General features: G+C 51.8%; 19 protein-coding genes and 1 tRNA gene. 13 read left to right on the top strand and 7 right to left on the bottom strand.

The window, feature by feature from the left end:
• Positions 1 to 30 precede the first annotated feature (30 nt).
• From fimC to sfmF, 4 genes are read left to right on the top strand one after another with little or no spacing between them, the layout of a single operon-like run.
• On the top strand, positions 31 to 723 hold the full coding sequence (gene fimC / locus FD428_RS15625) for a type 1 fimbria chaperone FimC (RefSeq protein WP_012133453.1): 693 nt from the start codon (positions 31 to 33) through the stop codon (positions 721 to 723).
• A 31-nt stretch (positions 724 to 754) separates the two neighbouring features.
• Complete coding sequence (locus FD428_RS15620) at positions 755 to 3,367, top strand: fimbrial biogenesis usher protein (RefSeq protein ID WP_114847732.1); 2,613 nt, start codon at positions 755 to 757, stop codon at positions 3,365 to 3,367.
• Between the two features lie 13 nt (positions 3,368 to 3,380).
• Positions 3,381 to 4,388, top strand: a complete 1,008-nt coding sequence (fimH, locus tag FD428_RS15615) for a type 1 fimbria D-mannose specific adhesin FimH (protein ID WP_104868971.1) — start codon at positions 3,381 to 3,383, stop codon at positions 4,386 to 4,388.
• Positions 4,389 to 4,403: 15 nt separating this feature from the next.
• Positions 4,404 to 4,916 (top strand): fimbria assembly protein, encoded by a 513-nt coding sequence (gene sfmF / locus FD428_RS15610; protein WP_012133450.1) that lies wholly within the window; start codon positions 4,404 to 4,406, stop codon positions 4,914 to 4,916.
• Positions 4,917 to 4,971: 55 nt separating this feature from the next.
• Here the strand turns inward: sfmF and fimZ are convergent, their stop codons facing one another.
• The 4 genes from fimZ to fimW all read right to left on the bottom strand — a co-directional run bounded on the left by fimZ (position 4,972) and on the right by fimW (position 8,446).
• A complete protein-coding gene (fimZ, locus tag FD428_RS15605; protein WP_012133449.1) occupies positions 4,972 to 5,604 on the bottom strand; it encodes a fimbria biosynthesis transcriptional regulator FimZ in 633 nt (210 codons plus the stop codon).
• Positions 5,605 to 6,206: 602 nt separating this feature from the next.
• A complete protein-coding gene (locus FD428_RS15600) occupies positions 6,207 to 6,929 on the bottom strand; it encodes a fimbriae Y protein (RefSeq protein WP_114847733.1) in 723 nt (240 codons plus the stop codon).
• Between the two features lie 19 nt (positions 6,930 to 6,948).
• A complete protein-coding gene (locus FD428_RS15595; protein ID WP_223849118.1) occupies positions 6,949 to 7,674 on the bottom strand; it encodes an EAL domain-containing protein in 726 nt (241 codons plus the stop codon).
• 178 nt (positions 7,675 to 7,852) lie between these two features.
• On the bottom strand, positions 7,853 to 8,446 hold the full coding sequence (fimW, locus tag FD428_RS15590) for a fimbria biosynthesis transcriptional regulator FimW (protein ID WP_047458307.1): 594 nt from the start codon (positions 8,444 to 8,446) through the stop codon (positions 7,853 to 7,855).
• Positions 8,447 to 8,701: 255 nt separating this feature from the next.
• On the opposite strand from fimW, the gene FD428_RS15580 reads away from it, so the two are divergent.
• Positions 8,702 to 8,778, top strand: a tRNA-Arg gene (locus FD428_RS15580).
• A 57-nt stretch (positions 8,779 to 8,835) separates the two neighbouring features.
• On the opposite strand, the gene FD428_RS15575 is transcribed toward FD428_RS15580, so the two are convergent.
• Both FD428_RS15575 and cusR read right to left on the bottom strand, forming a co-directional pair.
• Positions 8,836 to 10,287 (bottom strand): Cu(+)/Ag(+) sensor histidine kinase, encoded by a 1,452-nt coding sequence (locus FD428_RS15575; RefSeq protein WP_114847735.1) that lies wholly within the window; start codon positions 10,285 to 10,287, stop codon positions 8,836 to 8,838.
• The gene (cusR, locus tag FD428_RS15570) at positions 10,277 to 10,960 is read right to left on the bottom strand and encodes a copper response regulator transcription factor CusR (RefSeq protein WP_024130574.1); all 684 of its coding nucleotides are present in this window, start codon (positions 10,958 to 10,960) and stop codon (positions 10,277 to 10,279) included. Before cusR ends, FD428_RS15575 begins: the two co-directional genes overlap by 11 nt.
• Before the next feature lie 194 nt (positions 10,961 to 11,154).
• On the opposite strand from cusR, the gene FD428_RS15565 reads away from it, so the two are divergent.
• From FD428_RS15565 to FD428_RS15545, 5 genes are all read left to right on the top strand, one after another.
• Positions 11,155 to 12,537 carry an efflux transporter outer membrane subunit gene (locus tag FD428_RS15565; RefSeq protein WP_114847736.1) on the top strand — a complete coding sequence of 461 codons (1,383 nt, stop codon included), beginning with the start codon at positions 11,155 to 11,157 and terminating at the stop codon, positions 12,535 to 12,537.
• Positions 12,538 to 12,568: 31 nt separating this feature from the next.
• Positions 12,569 to 12,916 carry a cation efflux system protein CusF gene (gene cusF / locus FD428_RS15560; RefSeq protein ID WP_049011847.1) on the top strand — a complete coding sequence of 116 codons (348 nt, stop codon included), beginning with the start codon at positions 12,569 to 12,571 and terminating at the stop codon, positions 12,914 to 12,916.
• Positions 12,917 to 13,014: 98 nt separating this feature from the next.
• Positions 13,015 to 14,286, top strand: a complete 1,272-nt coding sequence (locus FD428_RS15555) for an efflux RND transporter periplasmic adaptor subunit (RefSeq protein WP_123907527.1) — start codon at positions 13,015 to 13,017, stop codon at positions 14,284 to 14,286.
• Positions 14,287 to 14,297: 11 nt separating this feature from the next.
• Entirely contained in the window at positions 14,298 to 17,444 is a 3,147-nt protein-coding gene (locus FD428_RS15550; protein WP_114847737.1) for a CusA/CzcA family heavy metal efflux RND transporter, read from the top strand.
• A 627-nt stretch (positions 17,445 to 18,071) separates the two neighbouring features.
• Positions 18,072 to 18,767 carry a flagellar brake protein gene (locus FD428_RS15545; RefSeq protein WP_012133436.1) on the top strand — a complete coding sequence of 232 codons (696 nt, stop codon included), beginning with the start codon at positions 18,072 to 18,074 and terminating at the stop codon, positions 18,765 to 18,767.
• Positions 18,768 to 18,831: 64 nt separating this feature from the next.
• On the opposite strand, the gene FD428_RS15540 is transcribed toward FD428_RS15545, so the two are convergent.
• Positions 18,832 to 20,007, bottom strand: a complete 1,176-nt coding sequence (locus FD428_RS15540; RefSeq protein ID WP_114847738.1) for a DnaJ family molecular chaperone — start codon at positions 20,005 to 20,007, stop codon at positions 18,832 to 18,834.
• Between the two features lie 407 nt (positions 20,008 to 20,414).
• Here FD428_RS15540 and FD428_RS15535 point away from each other — a divergent pair, with 407 nt between their 5' ends.
• The 3 genes from FD428_RS15535 (at position 20,415) to FD428_RS15525 (ending at position 24,460) form a co-directional block, all read left to right on the top strand.
• Positions 20,415 to 21,500 (top strand): YncE family protein, encoded by a 1,086-nt coding sequence (locus FD428_RS15535; RefSeq protein WP_114847739.1) that lies wholly within the window; start codon positions 20,415 to 20,417, stop codon positions 21,498 to 21,500.
• A 125-nt stretch (positions 21,501 to 21,625) separates the two neighbouring features.
• Positions 21,626 to 23,020 (top strand): phenylalanine transporter, encoded by a 1,395-nt coding sequence (pheP, locus tag FD428_RS15530; RefSeq protein WP_049010305.1) that lies wholly within the window; start codon positions 21,626 to 21,628, stop codon positions 23,018 to 23,020.
• Between the two features lie 198 nt (positions 23,021 to 23,218).
• Positions 23,219 to 24,460 carry an MFS transporter gene (locus FD428_RS15525; protein ID WP_049010302.1) on the top strand — a complete coding sequence of 414 codons (1,242 nt, stop codon included), beginning with the start codon at positions 23,219 to 23,221 and terminating at the stop codon, positions 24,458 to 24,460.
• Positions 24,461 to 24,467 lie beyond the last annotated feature (7 nt).

The raw sequence follows: 24,467 nt of genomic DNA, 5'->3' as shown, positions 1-24,467 counted from the left end.
GTTGATAAAACGCAAAAGGTATTTTTTGCCATGCTTAATTATATAAAATCAGGCCTTATTATTTTTATTGCCTTATGGACTTCAATGAGTGCGCAGGCGGCCGGGGGAATTGCATTAGGCGCCACCCGCGTTATTTATCCGGCAGACGCCAAACAGACCTCGCTGGCAATTAGCAACAGCGCATCGAAAGAGCGTTATCTGGTTAATTCATGGATTGAGAACAGCGCCGGCGTCAAAGAAAAATCGTTCGTTGTTACACCGCCGCTGTTTGTCAGCGAACCCAAAAGTGAAAACACGCTGCGTATTATTTATGCCGGACAACCCCTGCCTGCCGATCGGGAGTCTTTGTTCTGGATGAACGTGAAAGCGATACCGTCGGTGGATAAAAACAGCCTTGAAGGCAAAAACGTCCTGCAACTGGCGATCCTGTCGCGCATTAAGCTGTTTGTTCGCCCTGCCAATCTGCCGCAGGTGCAGGAAGACGCGCCAGGAATGCTGCAATTCTCCCGTTCCGGGAACCACCTGAAAATCACCAATCCGTCTGCTTACTATCTCACGCTGGTCAATCTCAAAGTGGGAAATCAGAAGGTTGATAACGTCATGGTCGCGCCGAAGAACAATACCCAGATTCTGCTTCCGGCAGGCGCGCAGGGAAGTGTGACGTTCCAGACGGTAAATGATTACGGTGCGCTGACACCGGCGAAAACGGTTAGCTTGCGCTGATCGGAACGTGTGAAGCCACACTGAGAAAACGATGAAGAAGATAACGTATCTTCCCGGTTCACTGCCGGGGTATACGCCACATCTGACGGGGGTGGCGTTGTCCATATTGGCGGCGCTCTATCCGGCGATAAGTCATGGCGAAAGTTACTTTAACCCGGCTTTTTTGTCGGCAGATGCTGCGTCCGTGGCAGATTTGTCACGTTTTGAGAAAGGCAATCACCAGCCCCCGGGCATCTATCGGGTGGATATCTGGCGCAACGATGAGTTCGTCGCGACCCAGGATATTCGCTTTGAAACCTCGTCGACGAAAACCGGTGAAAAATCAGGCGGATTAATGCCCTGTTTTGATCTGGCGTGGATCAAAAGGCTGGGGGTAAATACCACCGCCTTTCCTGCGCTTGGGCAAAGCCAGGAGGAGACCTGCATCAATTTGCCAGAGGCGATTCCCGGCGCTGAAATCGCTTTTGATTTTTCCTCAATGCGTTTAAATATCAGTCTTCCGCAGGCGTCAATGCTGAACAGCGCGCGCGGGTATATCCCGCCGGAAGAGTGGGATGAAGGGATTCCCGCCGCGCTTATCAACTACAGTTTTACCGGCAGTCGCGGGACGAACAGCGACAGCTATTTTTTAAGCCTGATGAGCGGCCTGAACTATGGCCCGTGGCGGTTGCGTAACAACGGCGCGTGGAGCTATTCCAAAGGCGACGGATACCACTCGCAAAGCTGGAAAAACATCGGCACCTGGGTACAACGCGCCATCATCCCGTTGAAAAGCGAACTGGTGATGGGGGACAGCAACACCGGCAACGACGTGTTTGACAGCGTGGGCTTTCGCGGGGCGCGGCTCTACTCTTCCGACAATATGTACCCTGATAGCCTGCAAGGCTATGCGCCGACCGTGCGTGGGATCGCCCGTACCGCCGCAAAACTGACTATCCGCCAGAACGGCTATGTGATCTATCAGAGCTATGTCTCACCGGGCGCTTTCGCGATCACCGACCTCAACCCAACGTCTTCAAGCGGCGACCTGGACGTGACGGTTGATGAGAAAGACGGCAGTCAGCAGCGCTATACGGTGCCGTACTCCACCGTTCCGCTGTTGCAGCGCGAAGGACGTATGAAGTTCGACCTGGTGGCGGGGGATTTCCGCAGCGGCAATAGCCAGCAATCTTCGCCATTCTTCTTCCAGGGAACGCTGATCGCCGGTCTGCCTGAAGGGTATACCGCTTATGGCGGCACGCAACTGGCTTCGCGCTACAGCTCGGTGGTGCTGGGGGCCGGACGGAACCTGGGCGACTGGGGCGCGGTTTCGGTAGACGTCACCCACGCCCGCAGCCAACTGGCGGATGACAGCACCCACCAGGGGCAGTCGCTGCGTTTCCTGTACGCCAAGTCGTTGAACAACTACGGCACTAACTTCCAGTTACTGGGCTATCGCTATTCCACGCGCGGATTCTACACGCTTGACGATGTGGCGTACCGCAGTATGGAAGGGTACGAGTATGAATATGACAGCGAAGGTAAGCGTCATAAAGTGCCGGTAGTGCAGAGCTATCACAACCTGAACTACAGCAAAAAAGGCCGATTCCAGGTCAACATTTCACAGAATCTGGGGGATTACGGCTCGCTGTATATCTCCGGCAGTCAGCAAACATACTGGAACACGTCGGATGCCAATACCTGGTATCAACTGGGATATGCCAGCGGCTGGCAAGGGATCAGCTACTCCCTTTCCTGGTCGTGGAATGAATCCGTAGGGATTTCCGGCACCGATCGCATTCTGGCATTCAACATGTCGGTTCCGTTCAGCGTGCTCACCGGGCGACGCTACTCGCGCGACAATGCCCTGGATCGCACCTACGCCACCTTTAACGCGAACCGGAACAGCAATGGACAGAACAGCTGGCAGACCGGCATCGGCGGGACATTGTTAGACGGGCGTAACCTGAGCTACAGCGTGAACCAGGGACACAGCAGCACCAATGGCTACAGCGGCAGCGCCAGCGCGAACTGGCAGGCGGCTTACGGGACGCTCGGCGTGGGGTACAACTACGATCGAGACCAGCATGACTACAACTGGCAGCTGTCTGGCGGCGTGGTCGGTCATGCGGACGGCATCACGCTCAGTCAGCCTTTAGGCGATACCAATGTCCTGATTAAAGCGCCAGGCGCCGAAGGGGTGCATATAGAAAACCAGACCGGGGTGCAAACCGACTGGCGCGGATATGCGGTCATGCCTTACGCCACCGTATATCGCTATAACCGTGTCGCGCTGGATACCAACTCAATGGATAACCACACCGATGTGGAGAATAACGTCAGCAGCGTGGTGCCGACGCAAGGGGCGCTGGTACGCGCTGCCTTTGACACGCGAATCGGCGTGCGCGCAATTGTCACCGCAAAACAGGGCGATCGCCCGGTGCCGTTTGGCTCAATTGTGCGCGAAACCGCCAGCGGCGTCACCAGTATGGCGGGCGAGGACGGGCAAATTTATCTGAGCGGACTGCCGCTGAAAGGGGAACTGTTGATTCAGTGGGGAGAGGGAGCGAACGCCCGCTGCGTGGCGCATTATTCCCTGCCTGAAGAGAGCCTGAAGCAGGCGGTGACGCTGCTTAATGCGACCTGTAAACGTCCGTCGTCATGAAAGGTAAGAAAAGATGAAAATGAAATCAGGGTTGTTGCCGGGCGCCATCGCATTATTGCTGGCGAATCCGGCATGGGCGACGGTCTGCCATAACTCGAACGGTACGCCGACCGATGTGTTTTACGATCTGTCGAATGTTTTTACCAGCAGCAATAATCAGGTAGGACAGGTGGTGACGCTGCCGGAGAAATCGGGCTGGGTTGGCGTACAGGCGACGTGTCCTGCTGGTACGAATGTGGATTATACCTTTCGAAGCTATGTGACTGAACTTCCCGTGCAAAGTACGGAAGGGGGATTCCAGTATCTCAAGCTCAATGACTACCTGCTGGGGGCGATGAGTATCACCGACAGCGCTGCCGGATTATTTTATCCGCCCCGTAATTATATTCGCATGGGGACGCACCCCAATGTACCGAAACAAAAGCCCTTCGGCGTGATGGACTCTAAGCTGATCTTTAAACTCAAAGTGATACGGCCTTTTATCAACATGGTGCCGATTCCCCGGCAGACCATGTTCTCGGTGTATGTCACCACCAGCACCGGCGATGCTCTGAGCACGCCGGTTTATACCATCAGCTACAGCGGTAAAGTCGAGGTTCCGCAAAGCTGTGAAGTGAATGCCGGGCAGGTTGTGGAATTTGATTTTGGCGATATCGGCGCCGCGCTGTTCAGCAAAGCCGGGGCGGGAAATCGCCCGGAAGGGGTGACGCCGCAGACAAAAACGGTCGCCATAAAATGTACGAACGTCGCGGCGCAGGCCTATTTGTCGATGCGTCTGGAGGCGGAGAAAATCTCCGGGCAGGCGATGGTCTCTGATAATCCCGACTTAGGCTTTATCGTTTCCGACAGCGGCGGCGTGCCGCTGACGCCTAACAATCTGGCCAGCAAAATTCCATTCCGTCTGGATGACAGCGCCGCCGCCAGCGTGGGGATCCGCGCATGGCCGGTAAGCATCACGGGGAGTAAACCGACGGAAGGGCCTTTTACCGCTCGTGGGTATCTGCGTGTGGATTACGACTAAGGGGAACGCACAGCCATGAGACTTTTGCTGGCTATTTTTTGCAGCGTGTTGCTGAGCCCGCTTTGCCGGGCTGACACCGCTCTGGGCGAGATTAATATTGAACTGCGCGGTAATGTTGTGGACTTCACCTGCACCGCAGTGACCGGTGACAGTAACAAAACGGTTGAGCTGGGCACCTGGCCCACGAAGCAGTTGAAAACCAGCGGCGATACCACCCAGCCCGTGCCTTTCAGTATCAAACTTGAGGGCTGCCCGCCGGGCGCGGCGTCGATGACCTTTTCAGGAACGCCAGCGGCGGGGACGTCGCTGCTGGCGCTGGATGATGCGGTCATGGCGCAAAAAGTGGCCATTGAGATCCGCGACAGCGATCGCAGCAGATTACCGCTTGAGCAAGCCAGCCAGTCGGTAAGCGTTGATGAAAACGGTAATGCTACGCTGACGTTTTATGCGAATTACATTGCGTTGGCCGATGGCGTTCAGCCAGGAGTCGCAAAGGCGGATGCGACTTTTATGATCAATTACAACTGAAGCCCGATCCCGATAACGTACTCCCGAACGATTTCTCGTCGGGAGTCAGCCACGATCACAGCAAGTCGTGTACCTTCGCGTAATCAATAAGCTCAACAATGGTATGCAGGCCGAGTTTCGAAAATATGTTCGCTTTATGCGCGCTGATGGTTTTGTTACTCAGCAAGAGCTGCTCTGCGATTTCTTTATTCGATAAACCGTTGGCGAGATAGCGCAGTACCGTAACCTCCCTGTTTGAGAGCGGCATATCATTGTGCTCACCTTTTCGTGAACTGGTATTACTGATAAAATTTAGCGTCTCTGAAGGAAAAAAAGAATATCCTGATAAGATCATTTTCACTGCGTTATAAATATCATTGAGATCCTTTCTTTTACTGACAAATCCGTTTGCGCCTGCCCGGATAGCTCTCCCGGCATAAAAAGATTCAGATTTAGACGACAAGAAAAGAATTTTGGTATTTTCTTGTATTGATTTGATTCGTTTAAGCAGTGTAAATCCATCTGTACCCGGCAGCTCTATATCCAGGATGACCAGATCCACAGGATATGTGCGCAGATAATCTACCGCGGTACGATTGTCATCGGTTTTCAGGACAACCTGGATATTACTATTCTTTTCGAGAAGCACTTCTATCGACATTCTGACAATAGGGTGTTCGTCCATAATGATAACGGATGCAGGTTTCATTGTTGTATGCCTCAGACTGTTTGCGCGTCTTCCGTTTGCGGATAAGCGTCAGACACTATTAATTATCAAATAGCCAGAATATACCTCACGAACCTGGGAAGTGGTGAAGGTAATACCATCCTTGTTAACTGACTATTTTGCGTAAGAGCAATAAGCGTGGGGAATATCCATTTCGCACCAACAAAAAAGAAAATTCTGATTAACTAAGAATAGGGAGGATTATACCTGGTCTATTTTTTCGGAAAAGGCTTACGGTACACAAATCGGTGCTGGCTGTTAGGATGTTCTGCATGTTTTAGACTGTTTAATAGCGTTTGGTTTTATTCTCTGTTGAATCAATGTTCTGTGGCTAAAAGTATTTTTTTTAAATATAAAAACAACACAAAAGACCAATTGTTTAGTTTCTGTTATGTGATTTTTGGGCGAATTTTCAACGATGAGGCCGTGAGAGCCCGTCAATTGAAGGATTATAGAGAAAGAGGGATTTTCCTATGATACCAGGAATAGTTGTAAATATTAATTTTATGTAAAAAATTTACATTTAGTCAGGCGTTAAAATAAGTAATTTCTTAAAAAATCTTATAGCTTAAGAGGTTAGCGTGTTAAATTAAGTGAAGAGAAGTGACGCTAAGGCGGTGTATCAGATACAGCAAACTGTGTCGATGCGGCAGATCCAACTGAGTAATAAGTTGATTGAGTCGATAGATCACCCGGTGATAAGGCGTATTGAGTAAAAGCGCGATTTCCTTTAAAGACATACCCTGAGATAACGCGGAAATGATCTTCCAGTCAGTATGGCTAAAGGTGCCATCAGTATTTTGAACGGTGGAGGGAGATAATAAGGCGTTACGTAATGATGAGAGATTCTGGCGACGTTGCAGAATATAAAACTTACCGGCTTTTTGCATAAAACGCGTCAGACTAACATCCTTATCCGGCACCAGTAAGTAAACCTGGATATCGCTTCGCTCTCGGATAAGCAGGCGTAATCGCTCAAGCGTTTCGTAGCAGGAGACCGCCAGTCCAGCCATATCAACAATCAATTGTCTGATGCCCGTCTCTTCCAGCCTGCGTGAGGGTGATTCCAGAGAGCTGAACACCGCCGTGCGTTTTCCAGAAAATAAATAGCGATTCAGTGTATATCCGAGATAGTTATCCGTCGTGATAATAACCTGAGAGATTGTATTGTCCGGTAGGGCATAATTGAGACGTTGGGTCAGATATTCCAGACGATCAAATACCTGTGGTTCAAGGTGATGGTAGTGGTGAGTGCAATCGGTATTTCTTAAACGGCGATGTCTTTCTTTGCGAAGTGCGCTGCGCATCCTTTCCCTTTCCGTTTTTCTACTCTTTGTTTTGCAAAAGCGCGGGCCATAAGTATCCCTGGCCTAATTGGGCGCCAGAATGAAAAGCAATTTCTTTTTGCGCATGATTTTCAATACCTTCAATGAGTATGACATCTGCAATGTTATACCCCATAAAAATCACCTGGCGCAGTTTCTGAGGATGCAGAATTAGATCCCAGAACGCATTTTTATCCAGTTTCAGACCACTAAAACGCCAGCGGGCGGCAGCCACTTCTTTGATCAAATTTTCATCGACATCATCCAGCCAGACGGGAATTCCGATAGACTCAACCTGTTTTATTTTTTCATAGAGTTGGGAACGCTGGCGGCTATTAAGTGAAAAAAGCGTTTCTGGGTCCTGGATTTCAAGGATCAGATTGGATGGGCAGGGGGTTACTCCTGAATTAAAAAAATCCAGGTGTAAAAATACCTTCAGCGGTAAATTAAGAAAATAATGTACGCCTTTGGGATAATGCGTAATAGTGGCGACTTGCTGATAAAAATTCGCCACTATTTTTTCTGACGAGAGGTGGCGAAAAAAATGCTCAGTATTGACATGAAAAGGAACCTGAGTCAGAACTTCATAGCCAAAGGTGCGGGCAGAAGATAAATGGACTATCGGCTCAAGCTTTAAAGGATATTCCCAACAAAAAGGACGTTCCTTTTGAGTGCGCAATGTTGCAGAGTCAAGAATATTTCCCTGTAATACCGGGCGAGTTGCCACAAAAACACTCCTGTAGGCATAAAAAATGCCGCCGAATATTTTCGGTTCCTGACGGTTGTGCAATCAGGAAATATGATAAGTGTCATTGTGGCAGTATGCGAAAAATCGCTGTAGATGACGTTACTTAATCATCTGTGAGATATTTCTCAACATGATGGATGGAAAATTGAGAATATGTCTATTCTTGCAGAAAACCCAGGTTAACTCTGATGTAATTTAAGAACTGCTGTTCATTTTTTACGTGCAGTTTCTTCATGATGCTGCGGCGAATTGATTTGGTTTGTTCTTCGCTCAGCGAAAGGAGTACGGCAATTTCGCTTAACCGGTGCCCGCGGGCGACCATCTTTAAAAACTGGCGTTCCAGAATGGAGAAATGGCGAGTCGTACAGTAATGGCAAACAGAAGGGGGAACGCTGCGGCGAAGTGCCCGTTTATGCAGGATAAGCACCATCTTTTTGGTTATCTCATCAACATCGTCCTCCCGATAAATATGCGGCAGCATATAGAGACACGGCCTGAACATAAGTTTGTCTTTATCGTATTCATTACAAATAATGACTCTCTGCTGGTGCCGGGTATGTACCGGTATCTGATAACATCCGGCACTAAACCAGTCTTCATCCAGCGATAAAAATGCGATATCCGCTTTGTCTATATCATCAGCAGGTAGAAATTGAATTTTCTGATGCCACTGATGAGTCAGACGAGTCATGATGATTTTAAGACCGTGTTCGAAATGGCTATTTTGTTCTTTTATGGCGACACTCAGCATAAAAAATATCCTGAACAGCTGGGAAGTGGGGAGGAAATAGTAAGTAAACGCATTAATTTTCTAAATACATTTATCCTTAAAATGCCACTTTATGCAGGCCGAGTTCTTACCAGGTGATTTCCTGGATAGTTGCGTAGCGCCAGAAAAAAATATTCGTACACTTCCTCAGCAACCAGAACAAAAGCCATTGACTCAGCAGGCGCTCACCGTATAATTCACGCGTTTCATCCGCATGAAGCCATCGCTTCACACAGTGCGCCCTTAGCTCAGTTGGATAGAGCAACGGCCTTCTAAGCCGTGGGTCGCAGGTTCGAATCCTGCAGGGCGCGCCAGTCTTTATTCTCGCCTTTCTGTCAGACCCCATTTCGCTGCGTCGTTATCACTGCATTTCAATCGCCATGTTTCGGCAATGTCAGAATAAAGCGCGTTGCGCGCAGATCGGACGTTACGGACACGGTTCCCTGATGGGCGATGACAATTGATTTGACAATCGCCAGCCCAATTCCGCTGCCTTCGCCCTTACGCTGTCGGGAAGGGTCAACCCGGTAGAAGCGGTCAAACAGGCGCGGTAAATGTTCTGGCGCAATGGGGGCGCCGGGGTTTTCAACGGTAATCTGTGCCTGTCTGTCCATTTCTTTGAGCCGCACGGTGACGGCTTCGCCTTTCGGGGTGTAGCGCATGGCGTTAGACAGCAAGTTGCTGAGCGCTCTGCGTAACATGATGGGATCGCCGGATACCCAACACGCGCGTCCTTCAAAATGCAAACGCACTTCGCGTTCTTCTGCCCAGGCTTCAAAAAAGTCGAACACCTTGTGGACTTCATCCGCCAGGTCGAGCGCCTTTTTCTCCGGGATGAGCTGGTTATTGTCGGCCTGAGCCAGAAACAGCATGTCGCTTACCATCTTCGACATACGGCCAAACTCTTCGAGGTTGGAGTAGAGTACGTCTTCCAGCTCTTTTTGGCTGCGGGTCTGGCTTAGCGCAATCTCTGTTTGCGTCACCAGGTTCGTAATCGGGGTGCGAATTTCATGGGCGATATCCGCAGAGAAATTCGACTGGCGGGTAAAAACATCCTCAATGCGTTCAAGCATATGGTTAAACGAGAGCACCAGCCGCTCCAGCTCAATCGGAACGGCCTGCGGGTCAAGACGCACATCAAGGTCTTTCGACGTAATATTTTGAATCCGGCGGCTGACGCTGCGAATCGGTTCATGGCCTTTGTAGACGGCGAACAGCACAATAAAAATGATCATCATGCTAATCAACGAGGCCGTCATAATCAGCTTATTTTTCAGATCGTTAATATAGTGCAGATGGAAGTCGATCGATAACGCCATATAGAGCGTGTAGGCTGGTTGCCCGTCCGCGAGTTGCCCGACCGGCAGGCGAATCATGCGCCATGCGGAATGAGCACCGTGCCCGTTAGCGTGCCTCTTGCTTTGTAAGTCCGGGCTGGACAACAAAAAGACATCGCCGTTACGCGCGCTGCTATCCGGCGTGGCTTTGGCGATAAACTGGCGAAGATCAGGTGAACCGGGAGAGTGAAAAATCGCCCGCTGGTTGGCATCTTCCAGCGAAATGATGACGTTCGAGTAACCGGCGGCAACGTTTTTTAGGATTTCCAGCCGACGCGCTTCCGGTTCGTCGGGATGCGTGAGGATTCGCTCCAGCGTCGCGCTGATCTCTTTCAGGTCATTGATATCCTGCTCGGCAAAATGCACTTTTACGGAGTGAATCATGATCCAGGCAAACGCGAAAAAAGAGGCAATGGTGGCGAGGCTGATGAAAAATGTCAGGCGCGTCGCCAGCGAGAAAGGGCGCTGAAAGCGTTTAGTCACCATCCGGTACCTCAAGCACATAGCCCACGCCACGCACGGTCTGGATGAGTTTCGGTTCGAACTCGTTATCGATTTTCGCGCGCAGCCGTTTAACGGCAACGTCAATCGCGTTGGTATCGCTGTCAAAGTTCATATCCCAGACCTGGGAAGCGATCAGCGAGCGGGGCAAGACTTCTCCCTGGTGGCGGACGAAAAACTCCAGTAGCGTAAACTCTTTACTGGTGAGCGTGATGCGCATGCCGTTGCGGGTCACTTTTCTGCTGACCAGATCGAGCGTCAAATCCGCGACCTGAAACTGACTTTCGACCATCACCGCCGCGCCGCGACGCAGCAGCGTTCTGACGCGAGCCAGTAATTCAGCGAAAGCGAACGGTTTAACCAGATAGTCGTCAGCCCCCAGCTCCAGACCTTTTACCCGGTGTTCAATGGTGCCCAGCGCGGTAAGAAGAAGGATTGGCATGCCTTTGTTGGCGGTGCGCAGCATACGGACAATATCCCAGCCATTCACATCCGGCAGCATGATGTCGAGGATCAGCAGATCGTAATCTCCCGTCATCGCCAGGTGATACCCGTTAAGCCCGTTATCCGCCAGGTCCACCACGAAGCCCGCTTCCGTCAGACCTTTGGTCAGGTATTCACCGGTTTTTTTCTCGTCTTCGACTATCAGAATCTTCATCACGTCTTCCTTCACGCAAAGGTTGGGCGGGTTTTCAATTCTAGAGGAGCAGGATCGGATAGCAATCGGTTATTGGGAAAATGACAACTTTGTCATTTTCCTGTCACGGGCCGAACAGAGTCACTTCGTTAAGGTACAGGGCATAAATTCACATTCACTATATGGTTATCAGTCCCGTTGGGACGAGAAACGCTATGCGCAAATTTAAGCTTCTTACCCTCAGCGTGATGCTTGTTCTGACGGGCTGTTCGCTGGCGCCGGACTATCAGCGGCCCGCGTTGCCGGTGCCGCAACAATTCTCCCTGAGCCAGAATGCGCTGGTTTCTGCGCCTGCGGGGTATCAGGAGACCGGCTGGCGAACCTTTTTTGTTGATGAGCAAGTAAAGTCGCTGATCGGTGAGGCGTTACGCAATAACCGTGACTTGCGCATGGCGACGCTGAAAGTGCAGGAAGCCAGAGCGCAATACCGGGTGACGGATGCCGATCGTTATCCGCAGCTTAATTCCGATGCCAGCGGAAGCTGGGAAGGAAAATTAAAGGGTGACAGCAGCAGTACCCGCGAATATGAAGCCGGGCTGAATCTGAGTTTTGATCTGGACTTTTTTGGCCGGCTGAAAAACATGAGTGAGGCTGACCGACAGAACTATTTTGCCAGCGAAGAAGCGCGCCGGGCAGTGCATATCTTATTAATCTCAAACGTGGCGCAAAGTTATTTTAATCAACGGCTGGCGTACGCGCAGTTGCAAATCGCACAAGAAACGCTGGAAAACTATACACGCTCTTACGCATTTGTAGAAAAGCAGTTGCTGACCGGCAGCACGACCGTTCTGGCGCTGGAACAGGCGCGGGGCGTGATTGAAAGCACCCGCAGCGATATTGCGAAACGACAGGGCGAGCTGGCGCAGGCTAATAATGCGCTGCAATTGCTGTTGGGCACTTATTCTGTGCTGCCGGATGACAGGGCGCGCGATAGCGGAGATATTAAAAACGTGACGCTCCCGCCGTCGCTTTCCTCGCAAATCTTGTTGCAGCGCCCGGATATTATGGAAGCTGAACATTCGTTGATGGCGGCGAATGCCAATATTGGCGCGGCGCGCGCGGCCTTTTTTCCCTCCATTACCCTGACCAGCGGGGTGTCCGGCAGCAGCAGCGATCTCTCCCGTTTATTTAATGCCGCGAGCGGGATGTGGAATTTTATCCCGAAAGTGGAACTGCCGATTTTTAACGCCGGACGTAATCAGGCCAACCTCGATCTGGCGGAAATTCGCCAGCAGCAATCGGTTGTGAATTATGAACAGAAGATCCAGACCGCGTTTAAAGAGGTGGCGGATGCGCTGGCTTTGCGCCAGAGCCTGGCCGACCAGATAACCGCGCAACAGCGTTATCTGAGCTCGCTGCGTATTACGCTGCAACGCGCCAGAGCGCTCTATCAGCATGGCGCGGTCAGCTATATCGAAGTGCTGGATGCGGAGCGCTCTCTGTTTTCAACCCAGCAAACGTTACTCGATCTGAATTACGCCCGACAGGCTAATGAAATTACGCTGTTCACCGCGCTGGGCGGCGGTTGGGTGGAATAAAAATTTATCGTTATTTTCAGGAGAAAGCATGATGAACAATACAGTAAAAGCGGCGATTTTGGGTCTGTTCTCCGCCGTGGTATTTAACGTTCAGGCGAATGAACACCACCACGGCGAGATGATGAATAACGCATCAGCGGCGCAGCCGGAGCAGGTGATTCATTCAACCGGCGTGGTTAAAGCCATCGACAAAGACACGAAAAAAGTGACTATCGATCATGAACCTATTCCGGCGGTCAACTGGCCTGCGATGACGATGCGCTTTACCCTGACCCCGGAAACCCGTTCCGGTGACATTAAACCCGGCGACAAAGTGGCGTTTACTTTCGTTCAGCAGGGCAATCTCTCTTTATTACGCGATATTCAGGTCAGCCAGTAAAGCGTATTCGCTGTCTCTTTGTTCTTGCCCGGGTTTACAGAAGCGCGGGCATATCTCCCGCGTAACTGATCCAGAAAATGGATCGAATGGAAGTCACTATGGCGTCTTTAAAAATAAAAACTACCGCGCTTATTCTCGGCAGTATGATCGTCGGAGGGATTATCTCGGTCGGCGTTTACGCTTATTTTGCGTCTGCGCATCAGCCTGTCGATACTGCGCCTGCCTCCGAAAAGGAGGCCCGTAAGGTTCTGTTCTGGTATGACCCCATGTATCCGAATACGCGCTTTGATAAGCCCGGTAAATCGCCGTTTATGGATATGGATCTGGTGGCGAAATACGCTGACGAAGAGTCAGACACGACCTCTGCGCCAGGCGTGCGTATCGATCCGGTACAGACGCAGAATTTAGGGTTAAAGACGGAGGCTGTCCGCCGTGGGCCGCTGCGCTACGCGCAAACTTTTCCGGCTAACGTCAGTTTCAATGAATACCAGTTTGTGATTATGCAGGCGCGTTCCGCTGGCTTTATCGATAAAGTCTGGCCGCTGACGGTGGGGGATAAAATTAAGAAAGGAACGCCGCTGATCGACCTGACCATTCCTGACTGGGTTGAAGCCCAGAGTGAATATTTACTGCTGCGGGAAACGGGTGGTACGGCAACGCAGGTGGAAGGCATTCTTGAACGACTGCGTCTGGCCGGGATGCCGGAAGAGGATATCCGCCGCTTAGTCTCGACCCGTAAAATTCAAACCCGCTTTACCCTGAAAGCGCCTATTGATGGGGTGATCACCGCGTTCGATCTGCGCGCCGGGATGAATATCGCCAAAGATAACGTGGTGGCGAAAATCCAGGGGATGGACCCGGTGTGGATCAGCGCGGCCGTTCCTGAATCCATCGCATGGCTGATTAAAGATGCCTCGCAGTTCGATATTACCGTGCCCGCGTGGCCGGATAAACGCTTCACCATCAGTAAATGGGCGATTCTGCCAAGCGTGGACGCCACCACCCGTACCCTCCAGTTGCGCTTACAGGTTGATAACCCTGATGAAGCGCTCAAGCCCGGAATGAATGCGTACCTGAAGCTGAAAACGCAAAGCGAACCGATGCTGTTAATCCCGTCTAAAGCATTGATTGATAATGGAACGGAACAGCGGGTGATCGCCGTCGACAACGACGGTCGCTTTGTGCCGAAACAGGTCTCGGTGTTCCATGAATCACAAGGCGTGACGGCGATTCGCGGCGGGCTTGCCGAAGGTGAAAAAGTGGTCTCCAGCGGACTGTTCCTGATTGACTCCGAAGCCAATATCTCCGGCGCGCTGGATCGTATGCGGGCGCAATCTGCTGCGCCCGATCATGCGGCCCATTCACATTGAGGGAATGACAAATGATTGAATGGATTATCCGCCGCTCCGTAGCGAACCGTTTTCTGGTTGTGATGGGGGCGCTGTTCCTCAGCATCTGGGGAACCTGGACCATCATTAACACGCCGGTTGATGCGCTACCTGACCTGTCTGACGTGCAGGTAATTGTGAAAACCAGCTATCCGGGACAGGCGCCGCAGATTGTTGAAAATCAGGTGACCTATCCATTGACGACCACCATGCTGTCAGTGCCAGGCGCGAAGACGGTGCGCGGTTTCTCGCAGTTTGGCGATTCTTACGTGTACGTCATTTTTGAAGATGGCACCGATCCCTACTGGGCGCGTTCTCGCGTGCTGGAGTACCTCAATCAGGTGCAGGGGAAACTGCCTGCGGGCGTCAGCGCGGAAATGGGGCCAGACGCCACCGGCGTCGGCTGGATATTTGAATATGCGCTGGTGGATCGCAGCGGTAAACACGATCTGGCGGAACTGCGCTCTTTACAGGACTGGTTTTTAAAGTATGAGCTGAAAACCATTCCGAATGTGGCGGAAGTGGCCTCGGTCGGCGGCGTGGTGAAAGAGTACCAGGTCGTTATCGACCCGATGAAACTCACGCAGTATGGCATCAGCCTTGCGCAGGTGAAGTCGGCTCTGGATATGTCCAACCAGGAGGCGGGGGGCTCCTCCGTCGAATTGTCAGAAGCGGAATACATGGTGCGCGCCAGCGGCTATTTGCAGACCCTCGATGACTTCAACAACATTGTGCTGAAATCCGGTGAGAACGGCGTTCCGGTGTACCTTCGCGATGTCGCCCGCGTACAGATTGGCCCGGAAATGCGCCGGGGCATTGCTGAACTGAACGGCGAAGGCGAAGTGGCGGGCGGGGTGGTGATCCTGCGTTCCGGTAAAAACGCCCGGGACGTTATTTCCGCCGTGAAGACGAAGCTGGAAACGCTGAAAAGCAGTCTGCCGGAAGGCGTTGACGTCGTGACAACCTACGATCGCAGCCAGCTGATTGACCGCGCTATTGATAACCTCAGCTACAAATTGCTCGAAGAGTTTATTGTGGTTGCGCTGGTCTGCGCGCTGTTCCTGTGGCATGTCCGCTCTGCGCTGGTGGCGATCATTTCGTTGCCGCTGGGCCTCTGTATTGCCTTTATCGTGATGCATTTTCAGGGGCTGAACGCCAATATTATGTCGCTCGGCGGGATCGCCATTGCGGTAGGGGCAATGGTGGATGCCGCGATTGTGATGATCGAAAACGCGCATAAACGGCTGGAGGAGTGGGGGCACCAGCATCCCGGCGACTCGCTGGATAACGAAACGCGCTGGAAGGTTATCACGAACGCCTCGGTGGAAGTGGGCCCGGCGCTGTTTATCAGTCTGCTGATTATTACCCTGTCGTTCATCCCGATTTTTACCCTCGAAGGGCAGGAAGGACGCCTGTTCGGCCCGCTGGCATTCACTAAAACCTATGCGATGGCAGGGGCAGCCTTCCTGGCGATCGTGGTGATCCCGATCCTGATGGGCTACTGGATTCGCGGCAAGATCCCGGCAGAGAGCAGTAATCCGCTTAACCGCTTTTTGATCCGCATTTATCACCCGCTGCTGTTGAAAGTGCTGCACTGGCCGAAGACCACGCTGCTGGTGGCGGTACTTTCGATCCTGACGGTCATCTGGCCGCTTAATAAAGTGGGCGGGGAGTTCTTACCGCAAATTAACGAGGGCGATCTGCTGTATATGCCTTCCACGCTACCGGGGATTTCGGCGGCGCAGGCGGCGGATATGCTGCAAAAAACCGATAAACTGATCATGACGGTGCCGGAAGTGGCGCGCGTGTTCGGCAAAACCGGCAAGGCGGAAACGGCCACCGACTCTGCGCCGCTGGAGATGGTGGAAACGACGATCCAACTGAAACCGCAGGATCAGTGGCGACCGGGAATGACGATGGACAAAATCATCGAAGAACTGGATAAAACGGTGCGCTTACCGGGGCTGGCGAATCTGTGGGTGCCGCCAATCCGTAACCGAATCGACATGTTGTCTACCGGGATAAAAAGCCCGATCGGTATTAAAGTGTCCGGCACCGTGCTGGCTGATATTGATGCCACGGCGGAGCAGATCGAAGAGGTTGCCAGAACCGTACCGGGCGTTGCGTCGGCGCTGGCGGAACGGCTGGAAGGAGGCCGTTACCTCAATATCGACATTCATCGTGAAAAAGCCGCTCGTTACGGGATGACCGTCGGTGATGTACAACTGTTTATTACCTCCGCAGTCGGTGGGGCGATGGTAAGCGAAACCGTGGAGGGGATTGCGCGTTATCCCATTAACCTGCGCTACCCGCAACGCTATCGCGACAGCCCGGAAACCTTACGTCAACTGCCGATTCTGACGCCAATGCAGCAGCAAATTACCCTGGCGGATGTGGCGGACGTGAAGATCGCGCCAGGACCGTCGATGTTAAAAACCGAAAATGCCCGACCTGCAAGCTGGATCTATATTGATGCGCGCGATCGTGACATGGTGTCGGTAGTTAACGATCTGAAAAAAGCGATCGCGGAAAAGGTGCAGTTGAAACCGGGAACCAGCGTGGCGTTTTCCGGGCAGTTTGAGCTGCTTGAACGCGCCAGCCATAAGCTGAAGCTGATGGTGCCGATGACGCTGATGATTATTTTCGTTCTGCTGTATCTGGCGTTTCGTCGGGTGGGAGAAGCGCTGCTGATCATTACCAGCGTTCCTTTCGCCCTGGTCGGCGGGATCTGGTTCCTGTACTGGATGGGCTTTCATTTGTCCGTTGCCACCGGAACAGGATTCATCGCGCTGGCAGGCGTCGCCGCAGAGTTTGGCGTGGTCATGCTGATGTACCTGCGTCATGCGATTGAAGCGGAGCCGTCTCTGGATAATCCACAAACCTTTACGGCAGAGAAACTTGATGAGGCGCTGTACCACGGTGCGGTTCTTCGCGTGCGGCCAAAGGCCATGACCGTGGCGGTGATTATCGCCGGTCTGTTGCCTATTTTATGGGGAACCGGGGCGGGTTCAGAAGTGATGAGCCGTATTGCCGCGCCGATGATTGGCGGTATGATCACCGCGCCGCTGCTGTCGCTATTTATCATTCCGGCGGCGTATAAACTGATGTGGTTGCGCACGCATCAACATAAGCGCTCATAACGTTATACCTGCTGCGCCAGTCGTCCGGCTCGTGGAGTACGCTTCATGGGCCGGATGAGATGCCATAGCGTATTGAACGGTGAATTATGTTTATCTTTTAAAATCAAGTTATTACTGTTGCGTGGTGAATATTTTGTCTTTATCGCCGCAAAGAAAGTAAGCCTTAACAGGTTAATTTATTTTAAGTGTTTCTGCTCAGGTTCATTATTATTTTTTCCCTCCTGACGTTACATTTTTGTTCTCCAGATCTTCTTCAATATTAAAGACGATGCCGCAGTGTAAATTCCACGCATAATGAAAAAATCCGACAGTCTACTCCTTTAGTTTATATTGCAATCCCTCTTTTTTTATTTCAGAATCGCGGCGCGAGCAGCGATGTTATTCCAAATTGTTATAATTTTGAGTTAAATTTGTATTGTGTAGCACATAAGTTACGCTAACTTTAATCATTTATGAATGTTTTTATGTATCAATAAAACGGCAAAAATAGTTAAAAACTTAATTTCTCACGAATTATTTGATCTGGAATCCATTATGGTAATCAAAAGCTAGGGATGGGGGACGATTTTGCGTTTTTCACATAAACGAGAATGAGATGTATCTCGAATAAAAAATAAGGACTTGCTGATGAGTTTTGGATTGATGAAGGATAACAAGTTTGAAATTATCGCTGTTTTCCGTGAAGAGCTACTAAAGAAGACTAAACTAGAGCTTAAATATGCCAACACTAGTGTGGTCACGCAGCTGGAAAAAGTTGATTTTGAACATTTTGTTATCCCTCACCATAAGGATATTGTCACCAAAAAGATCCAAACGTTTATTCTTCACAGTGAAAATGGAATTATAAAATTTAACGCCAGAATTGATCAGGAAATGTCAGACGGCATGGAGAATGCGCTGGCGTATTTCATTCCCGAGATGGTCTTTCTTATACAACGACGCCAGCATCAGCGCTTCTCCTTCCTGAAGGGACACAGTTTCAACTGCTTTGGACGATATAAAAATGGAGAGAATTATTCTTTCAAAATTAAAAATATGTCCAGGGGGGGATGTGCATTAATTGCGCAGGATGCGAATACGCGTTTTCTCTATAAAGATGCCGTCATAAAAGGCGCGTCTCTGGATTTTGAGCAATTCGGCTATTTGCAACTCGACTTAAAAGTGGTGGATGTGGTGATGGTCAATGAATTTGATGCAGAGAATCAGCTGTATTCCTGTTATCAGGTCTCCTGTCGTTTTGATTTTAAAAATTCGCGTGAAGAAGCAGAGATCGAAAGAATCATCATTAGTTTTTTAATGGGCAATAAAGTTCGACGGCTATAAAGGGTAAAGGGTGGTCATGATGATGTTGTGAGCAACGGTATCCCTGCCTCCCTGACGCTCCGCCTTACCCTGCGAGGATCTCTTGTTCCGCATGTTTTACCTGAACTTCCAGCGTATCGCGAATTTCCGCTAATGCGCGCTCCTGCTCGGCAAAGTACGCTTCTTTGTCGGTTACGGATGTGGCAAGACGCCAGGCGTTCTCCGTTTCCAGCTCGCTTATCTCTTTGAGCAGGGCGTTAATTTGCGTTCTGAGTTGCTCTATCTTACTGCGCAGATGGGCAAGATTGTTCAGCCTGTCGCTCGCCAGCATCGGCTCCAGACCGCTTTGCAACTGGGTAAGTAGCGAACGGATCGTGGCCAGGTCGGCATTCTGCCTGGCCTGGTTAAGTTGAACCATCATCTGGTGCGCTTTTTCTTTCAGCTCATCGGCGACCACGTCCGGGTGGCAGAGTCGGCTGGCCTGGCGCCACAGGCGTTTAAGCTCATTACGTTCATCAGCAGAGAGGCGCTGATCGCGCGCATAGCGGTGCTGCGCATCCTGATGCTGCTCCTGATATTCCTCATATTCGTGATCGGCCTCTTCACGCGCCTGTCGGGTTGCGCTGTCATCCTGACGTGAGAAATCATTCTCCAGCTCGCGAATTTCCGCCAGCAGGGAGGTGATAAGTTCCGTCTGCTGCTGAATACGCTCTCTGGTTTCCACCGCTTCCCGGGAGGTTGAGCTAAGGCTTACCCAGTGCTGTTTAAGCTTCACTAACTGATCGATAGCCTGAGAAATATACTGCTGGCAGGACTGATAGTCCTTTTCACGTCGTCTGAGTTCGGCCTCTTGCCTACGCTGCGCGCTGGCGGCCAGCTGTTTGCGCAGCTCCAGAATACGGCCCATGAGCGGGCCAAGGCGCAAGTGATACAAATCGTTGAAGTCGTCGAGGATCTGGATGCGGGCATTGCGTTTGTCGATCAGCTCGCGTAGCTGCGTTTCGAGCGCCTTCAGTTCCAGCTTGCTGGCGGCGATGCCGGGGTCCTGCCACGTCGAGACGGCGCGCTGGGACTGTAACCAGGCGGCAATTTCACGCATCGCGTCGCCGAAACGTCGCTCCTCGATCGCCAGGGCAATGGTGCCGATGGCCACATCCAGAGAGGCGTCTTTCAGGTGCGCAAGTTGCTGATGGATGATCTCCTCATCCTCAAGTTCGATGGCGCTTTTGACGATCTCTAACCGTTTAATGATTTTATTCATGACAGCCGATGCCCGACGTGACTCAAAAACGAGTGACAGATAGTAGATCCGACTCACGCGTTTGAAAATATAGAAAAAAAATTAAAACATATTCTGTGGTGTGTGAAGCCTTTTCGTCCAGAACAATTCATGAAAATTATACGACGTGCCCTGGTATGCCCATCTGGCTTGTACTTCAAACCACCGTTTTGAAATTTCGTCTTTCGGGTGAATTATTCTTGCTTCGCTAAAGAGAATAAGTATAGTTCTCATTCTCTTTATTATTTAATGGCCTGGCGGCGAATGCGCTTACGGTTCGTAAGACTTTCCCTCTCTACACGGATGGTTCATCACGTCACTGCCGCGTGCAAAGGACGTTATCAGGCTTTTTTCACATGGTTCACATTACCCAGGTAAGGATTTCCAAAATGAAAAAGACAACATCCGCGTTGGCCCTGCTGATTGCCGTTGCATTAAGTGGTTGTGCGGCCACTTCCGGTTCTTCAACCCCCGTTGCGCCGCAGGTAACGTCGACGGCGCCAGCCGTTGCGACCGATGTTCAGAAACGTGATTTAGCCGATGGACTGTATGAAATGGCGTTAAGCCCGTCAGGCGATGCGCTTTACGTTGCCAGCGCCGAAGGTTTTAAAGATGTGCAGGGCGGGGTGGTCTACAAACTGGACCCGAAGACGCTGAAAACCATTGGCGCCAGCCACACTGACCTGAAAAACTTCGGTATGGCGATTTCGCCGGACGGTAAAACCGTCTATGTCACCAATTCGCTGGATGGCGGCGTGAGCGCGCTGAATACCGCCGACGGCAAAGTGAAAAACCGTGTGCTCTTCCCGGAACGTAACCCGGAAGGATTCCCGTACGGCGCGCGTCAGGTTCTGCTGCATAACGGCCTGCTGTATATCGGCGCCGTTGCCGATCCGGCGGTGATCTGGGTCGTCGATGCCGACACCCTGAAGTTGAAAACCCGCATCAAAAATACCGGTAAATGGATGACCGGTCTGCACTATTCTGACAGCACGCAGCGTATCTATGCCGCGAATGGCGGCGGTGAAATTCTGGTTATCAATCCTCGCACGCAGCGCGTAGAAAAACGCTGGAAACCGCTGGGTGATAAACCGGCGCTGCTACTGAATATGGCGGAAGATACGCAAACCGGTCGCCTGTTTGTTACCGACAACTCCAAAGCGAAAACCACGCTGGTGCTGGATATCCATACGGGCAAACTCATCAAACAGCTGGATGTGGGTGATTCCTTATCGGTGAAATTCAACCCGAAACGCAATGAACTTTATATTTCTCAGCGTGAGTCCGGGAAGTTGCTCAGCCTCAACGCGACGGATTACAGCGTGAAGAAATCCTGGGATCTGCCGCCGAATCCAAACAGCCTGCTGCTGTCCACCGATGGCCAGACGCTGTATGTCACGGTGAAACAGAAATTCAATAAAGATCACTCGACTGATGCGCCAGACAGCGTGGTGCGTATTGATCTGAACAAATAATAAATAGCGTCGCCTCGGGGCGTCAGGCAGGGATGCCTGGCGCATCCCTGAGGATTGTGCCTTGCGGCAACTATAGCGAAATGTTAAAAGGTGCCCCTTCAATAAAAACGATACAGGGGTAGGGCGTGAAAAACGCGTCAACTGCATCTGGCAACAGTTTGCCTGATGCTGCGTCGAACGGAGAGCCGACGCTTCAACGGGGGTTGCAAAACCGCCATATTCAATTGATTGCGCTGGGCGGCGCAATTGGTACAGGTCTGTTTCTGGGGATTGGCCCCGCCATTCAAATGGCTGGCCCGGCGGTTCTGCTGGGTTACGGCGTCGCCGGAATTATCGCTTTCCTCATCATGCGCCAGCTGGGTGAAATGGTGGTTGAAGAACCCGTTTCCGGCTCTTTCGCGCACTTTGCATACAAATACTGGGGCCCCTTCGCCGGTTTTCTTTCCGGCTGGAACTACTGGGTCATGTTCGTACTGGTCGGAATGGCGGAGCTGACTGCCGCCGGTATCTATATGCAATACTGGCTTCCCGATGTTCCAACCTGGATCTGGGCCGCCGCGTTCTTCATTATCATCAACGCCGTTAACCTCGTGAACGTGCGCCTGTACGGTGAAACGGAGTTCTGGTTTGCGCTAATCAAAGTGCTGGCGATTATCGGCATGATCGGCTTTGGCCTGTGGATGCTCTTTTCTGGTAACGGGGGAGAACATGCCAGTATCGAGAATCTCTGGCGCTACAACGGCTTTTTCGCTACCGGCTGGAACGGGCTGATCCTCTCTCTGGCGGTGATCATGTTCTCTTTCGGCGGGCTTGAGCTTATTGGGATCACCGCCGCTGAAGCGCGCGATCCGCATAAAAGCATTCCAAAAGCGGTGAATCAGGTGGTTTACCGTATTCTGCTGTTTTATATCGGTTCGCTGGTGGTGCTGTTAGCGCTTTATCCGTGGGTGGAAGTGCAATCCAACAGCAGCCCGTTCGTGATGATTTTCCATAATCTCGACAGTAACGTGGTGGCTTCTGCGCTGAACTTTGTCATTCTGGTGGCCTCGCTGTCGGTTTATAACAGTGGCGTCTATTCCAACAGCCGTATGCTGTTCGGTCTTTCCGTTCAGGGAAATGCGCCGAAGTTTTTAACCCGCGTCAGTCGCCGTGGCGTACCGGTGAACTCGTTGGTGCTCTCTGGCGCTATCACCTCGCTGGTGGTACTCATCAACTATCTGCTGCCGCAGAAAGCCTTTGGCTTACTGATGGCGCTGGTGGTCGCCACGCTGCTGCTGAACTGGATTATGATCTGCCTGGCGCACCTGCGTTTTCGCGCGGCGATGCGGCGCAAAGGTCGCGACACGCAGTTCAGGGCGTTGCTGTACCCTGCCGGGAACTACCTGTGCATTGCTTTTCTGGCGATGATTCTGGTTCTGATGTGTACCATTGACGATATGCGCATGTCGGCGATATTGCTGCCGGTATGGATACTGTTCCTGTTCGTTGCCTTTAAATTACTGCGCCGTAAAACCCGTTAATCCTGCTGCCCGGTGGCGTTGCGCTTACCGGGCCTGCACAGCCGCCACCCGCAACATCGTGCGCCGCGCCACGCTTCACCTTTATCGTGACTCTCCTCGCAATTCTTATTTGATCCGCAGGATCTTTGTTTTGTAATCGATTACTTTTCATTTTGAGTTTATTTGTAATCGATTACTTTTTAAAGGTGAGGCAAAAAAATGGTGTCGACAACCGAAAGTAGTGGAAAACAGACCGTACAGTACCGGCTGCTGGTGCCGAGACTGTCGTTAATGATGTTCTTACAGTTCTTCATCTGGGGGAGCTGGTCGGTGACGCTGGGGCTGGTGATGACCCAGTACAACATGTCGCTGCTGATTGGCGATGCGTTTTCCGCCGGGCCGATCGCCTCCATCCTGTCGCCGTTTGTACTGGGGATGCTGGTGGATCGCTTCTTTGCGTCGCAAAAAGTGATGGCGGTGATGCATGTGGCGGGGGCGGCGATTCTGTGGTTTGTGCCGCAGGCGCTGGTGGCGCAAAACGGGGCATTGCTCATCGGGCTGCTGTTTGGCTATACGCTGTGCTACATGCCAACGCTGGCGCTGACCAACAACATCGCCTTTCATAGCCTGTCAGATAAAGATAAAACCTTCCCGGTTGTACGCGTGTTCGGCACGATTGGCTGGATTGTGGCCGGTATTTTTATCGGCGTGACGGGGATTTCCGACACCACCGGGATCTTCACGCTTGCCGCGCTCTGCTCTGTGATTCTGGCGCTCTACAGCCTGACGCTGCCGCACACCCCTGCGCCAGCGAAGGGGTTGCCGGTGAAGATACGCGATCTTTTTTGCGCTGATGCGTTTGCATTACTCAAGACCCGCCACTTCTTTGTGTTCTCGCTTTGCGCGACGTTAATCTCCGTGCCGCTGGGAACTTACTACGCCTATACCGCCTCGTTCCTGGCGGATGCTGGCGTGGGCGATGTCAGCACCGCGATGTCATTCGGCCAGATGTCCGAAATCGTCTTTATGCTGGTGATCCCCTTCCTGTTCCGCCGTCTGGGGGTGAAATACATGCTGCTGATCGGGATGTGCGCCTGGTTTGTCCGTTATGCCTTCTTTGCGCTCGGCATCAGCGAAGAGGGGCGCTTCCTGCTCTATCTCGGTATTTTGCTTCATGGCGTGTGCTATGACTTTTTCTTTGTCGTGGGTTTTATCTATACCGACCGCATTGCCGGAGAAAAGGTGAAGGGGCAGGCGCAAAGTATGATCGTCATGTTTACCTATGGCATCGGTATGCTGCTCGGCTCGCAGATTTCAGGCGCGCTGTACAACCGCCTGGTGGCGGGGCAGGCGGTTCCCCAGGCCTGGGTGACGTTCTGGTGGCTCCCGGCAGTGGCCGCTGCGGTGATTGCCGCGATTTTCCTTTTCGCTTTCAAGTATGACGAGAAAGAGCAGGCGTAATTTTCAG

The sequence above is a fragment of the Citrobacter sp. TBCP-5362 genome, assembly GCF_005406305.1.
Lineage (GTDB): Bacteria > Pseudomonadota > Gammaproteobacteria > Enterobacterales > Enterobacteriaceae > Citrobacter_B > Citrobacter_B koseri.
Note: the sequence above shows the minus strand (reverse complement) of the source record. Positions and strands in the feature narration are given on the sequence as shown.

Coding starts and splice junctions, on each gene's coding strand:
- fimC (WP_012133453.1), top strand. CDS start 31: ATGCTTAATTATATAAAATCAGGCCTTATTATTTTTATTGCCTTATGG.
- FD428_RS15620 (WP_114847732.1), top strand. CDS start 755: ATGAAGAAGATAACGTATCTTCCCGGTTCACTGCCGGGGTATACGCCA.
- fimH (WP_104868971.1), top strand. CDS start 3,381: ATGAAAATGAAATCAGGGTTGTTGCCGGGCGCCATCGCATTATTGCTG.
- sfmF (WP_012133450.1), top strand. CDS start 4,404: ATGAGACTTTTGCTGGCTATTTTTTGCAGCGTGTTGCTGAGCCCGCTT.
- fimZ (WP_012133449.1), bottom strand. CDS start 5,604: ATGAAACCTGCATCCGTTATCATTATGGACGAACACCCTATTGTCAGA.
- FD428_RS15600 (WP_114847733.1), bottom strand. CDS start 6,929: ATGCGCAGCGCACTTCGCAAAGAAAGACATCGCCGTTTAAGAAATACC.
- fimW (WP_047458307.1), bottom strand. CDS start 8,446: ATGCTGAGTGTCGCCATAAAAGAACAAAATAGCCATTTCGAACACGGT.
- FD428_RS15575 (WP_114847735.1), bottom strand. CDS start 10,287: ATGGTGACTAAACGCTTTCAGCGCCCTTTCTCGCTGGCGACGCGCCTG.
- cusR (WP_024130574.1), bottom strand. CDS start 10,960: ATGAAGATTCTGATAGTCGAAGACGAGAAAAAAACCGGTGAATACCTG.
- FD428_RS15565 (WP_114847736.1), top strand. CDS start 11,155: ATGCGCAAATTTAAGCTTCTTACCCTCAGCGTGATGCTTGTTCTGACG.
- cusF (WP_049011847.1), top strand. CDS start 12,569: ATGAACAATACAGTAAAAGCGGCGATTTTGGGTCTGTTCTCCGCCGTG.
- FD428_RS15555 (WP_123907527.1), top strand. CDS start 13,015: ATGGCGTCTTTAAAAATAAAAACTACCGCGCTTATTCTCGGCAGTATG.
- FD428_RS15550 (WP_114847737.1), top strand. CDS start 14,298: ATGATTGAATGGATTATCCGCCGCTCCGTAGCGAACCGTTTTCTGGTT.
- FD428_RS15545 (WP_012133436.1), top strand. CDS start 18,072: ATGAGTTTTGGATTGATGAAGGATAACAAGTTTGAAATTATCGCTGTT.
- FD428_RS15540 (WP_114847738.1), bottom strand. CDS start 20,007: ATGAATAAAATCATTAAACGGTTAGAGATCGTCAAAAGCGCCATCGAA.
- FD428_RS15535 (WP_114847739.1), top strand. CDS start 20,415: ATGAAAAAGACAACATCCGCGTTGGCCCTGCTGATTGCCGTTGCATTA.
- FD428_RS15525 (WP_049010302.1), top strand. CDS start 23,219: ATGGTGTCGACAACCGAAAGTAGTGGAAAACAGACCGTACAGTACCGG.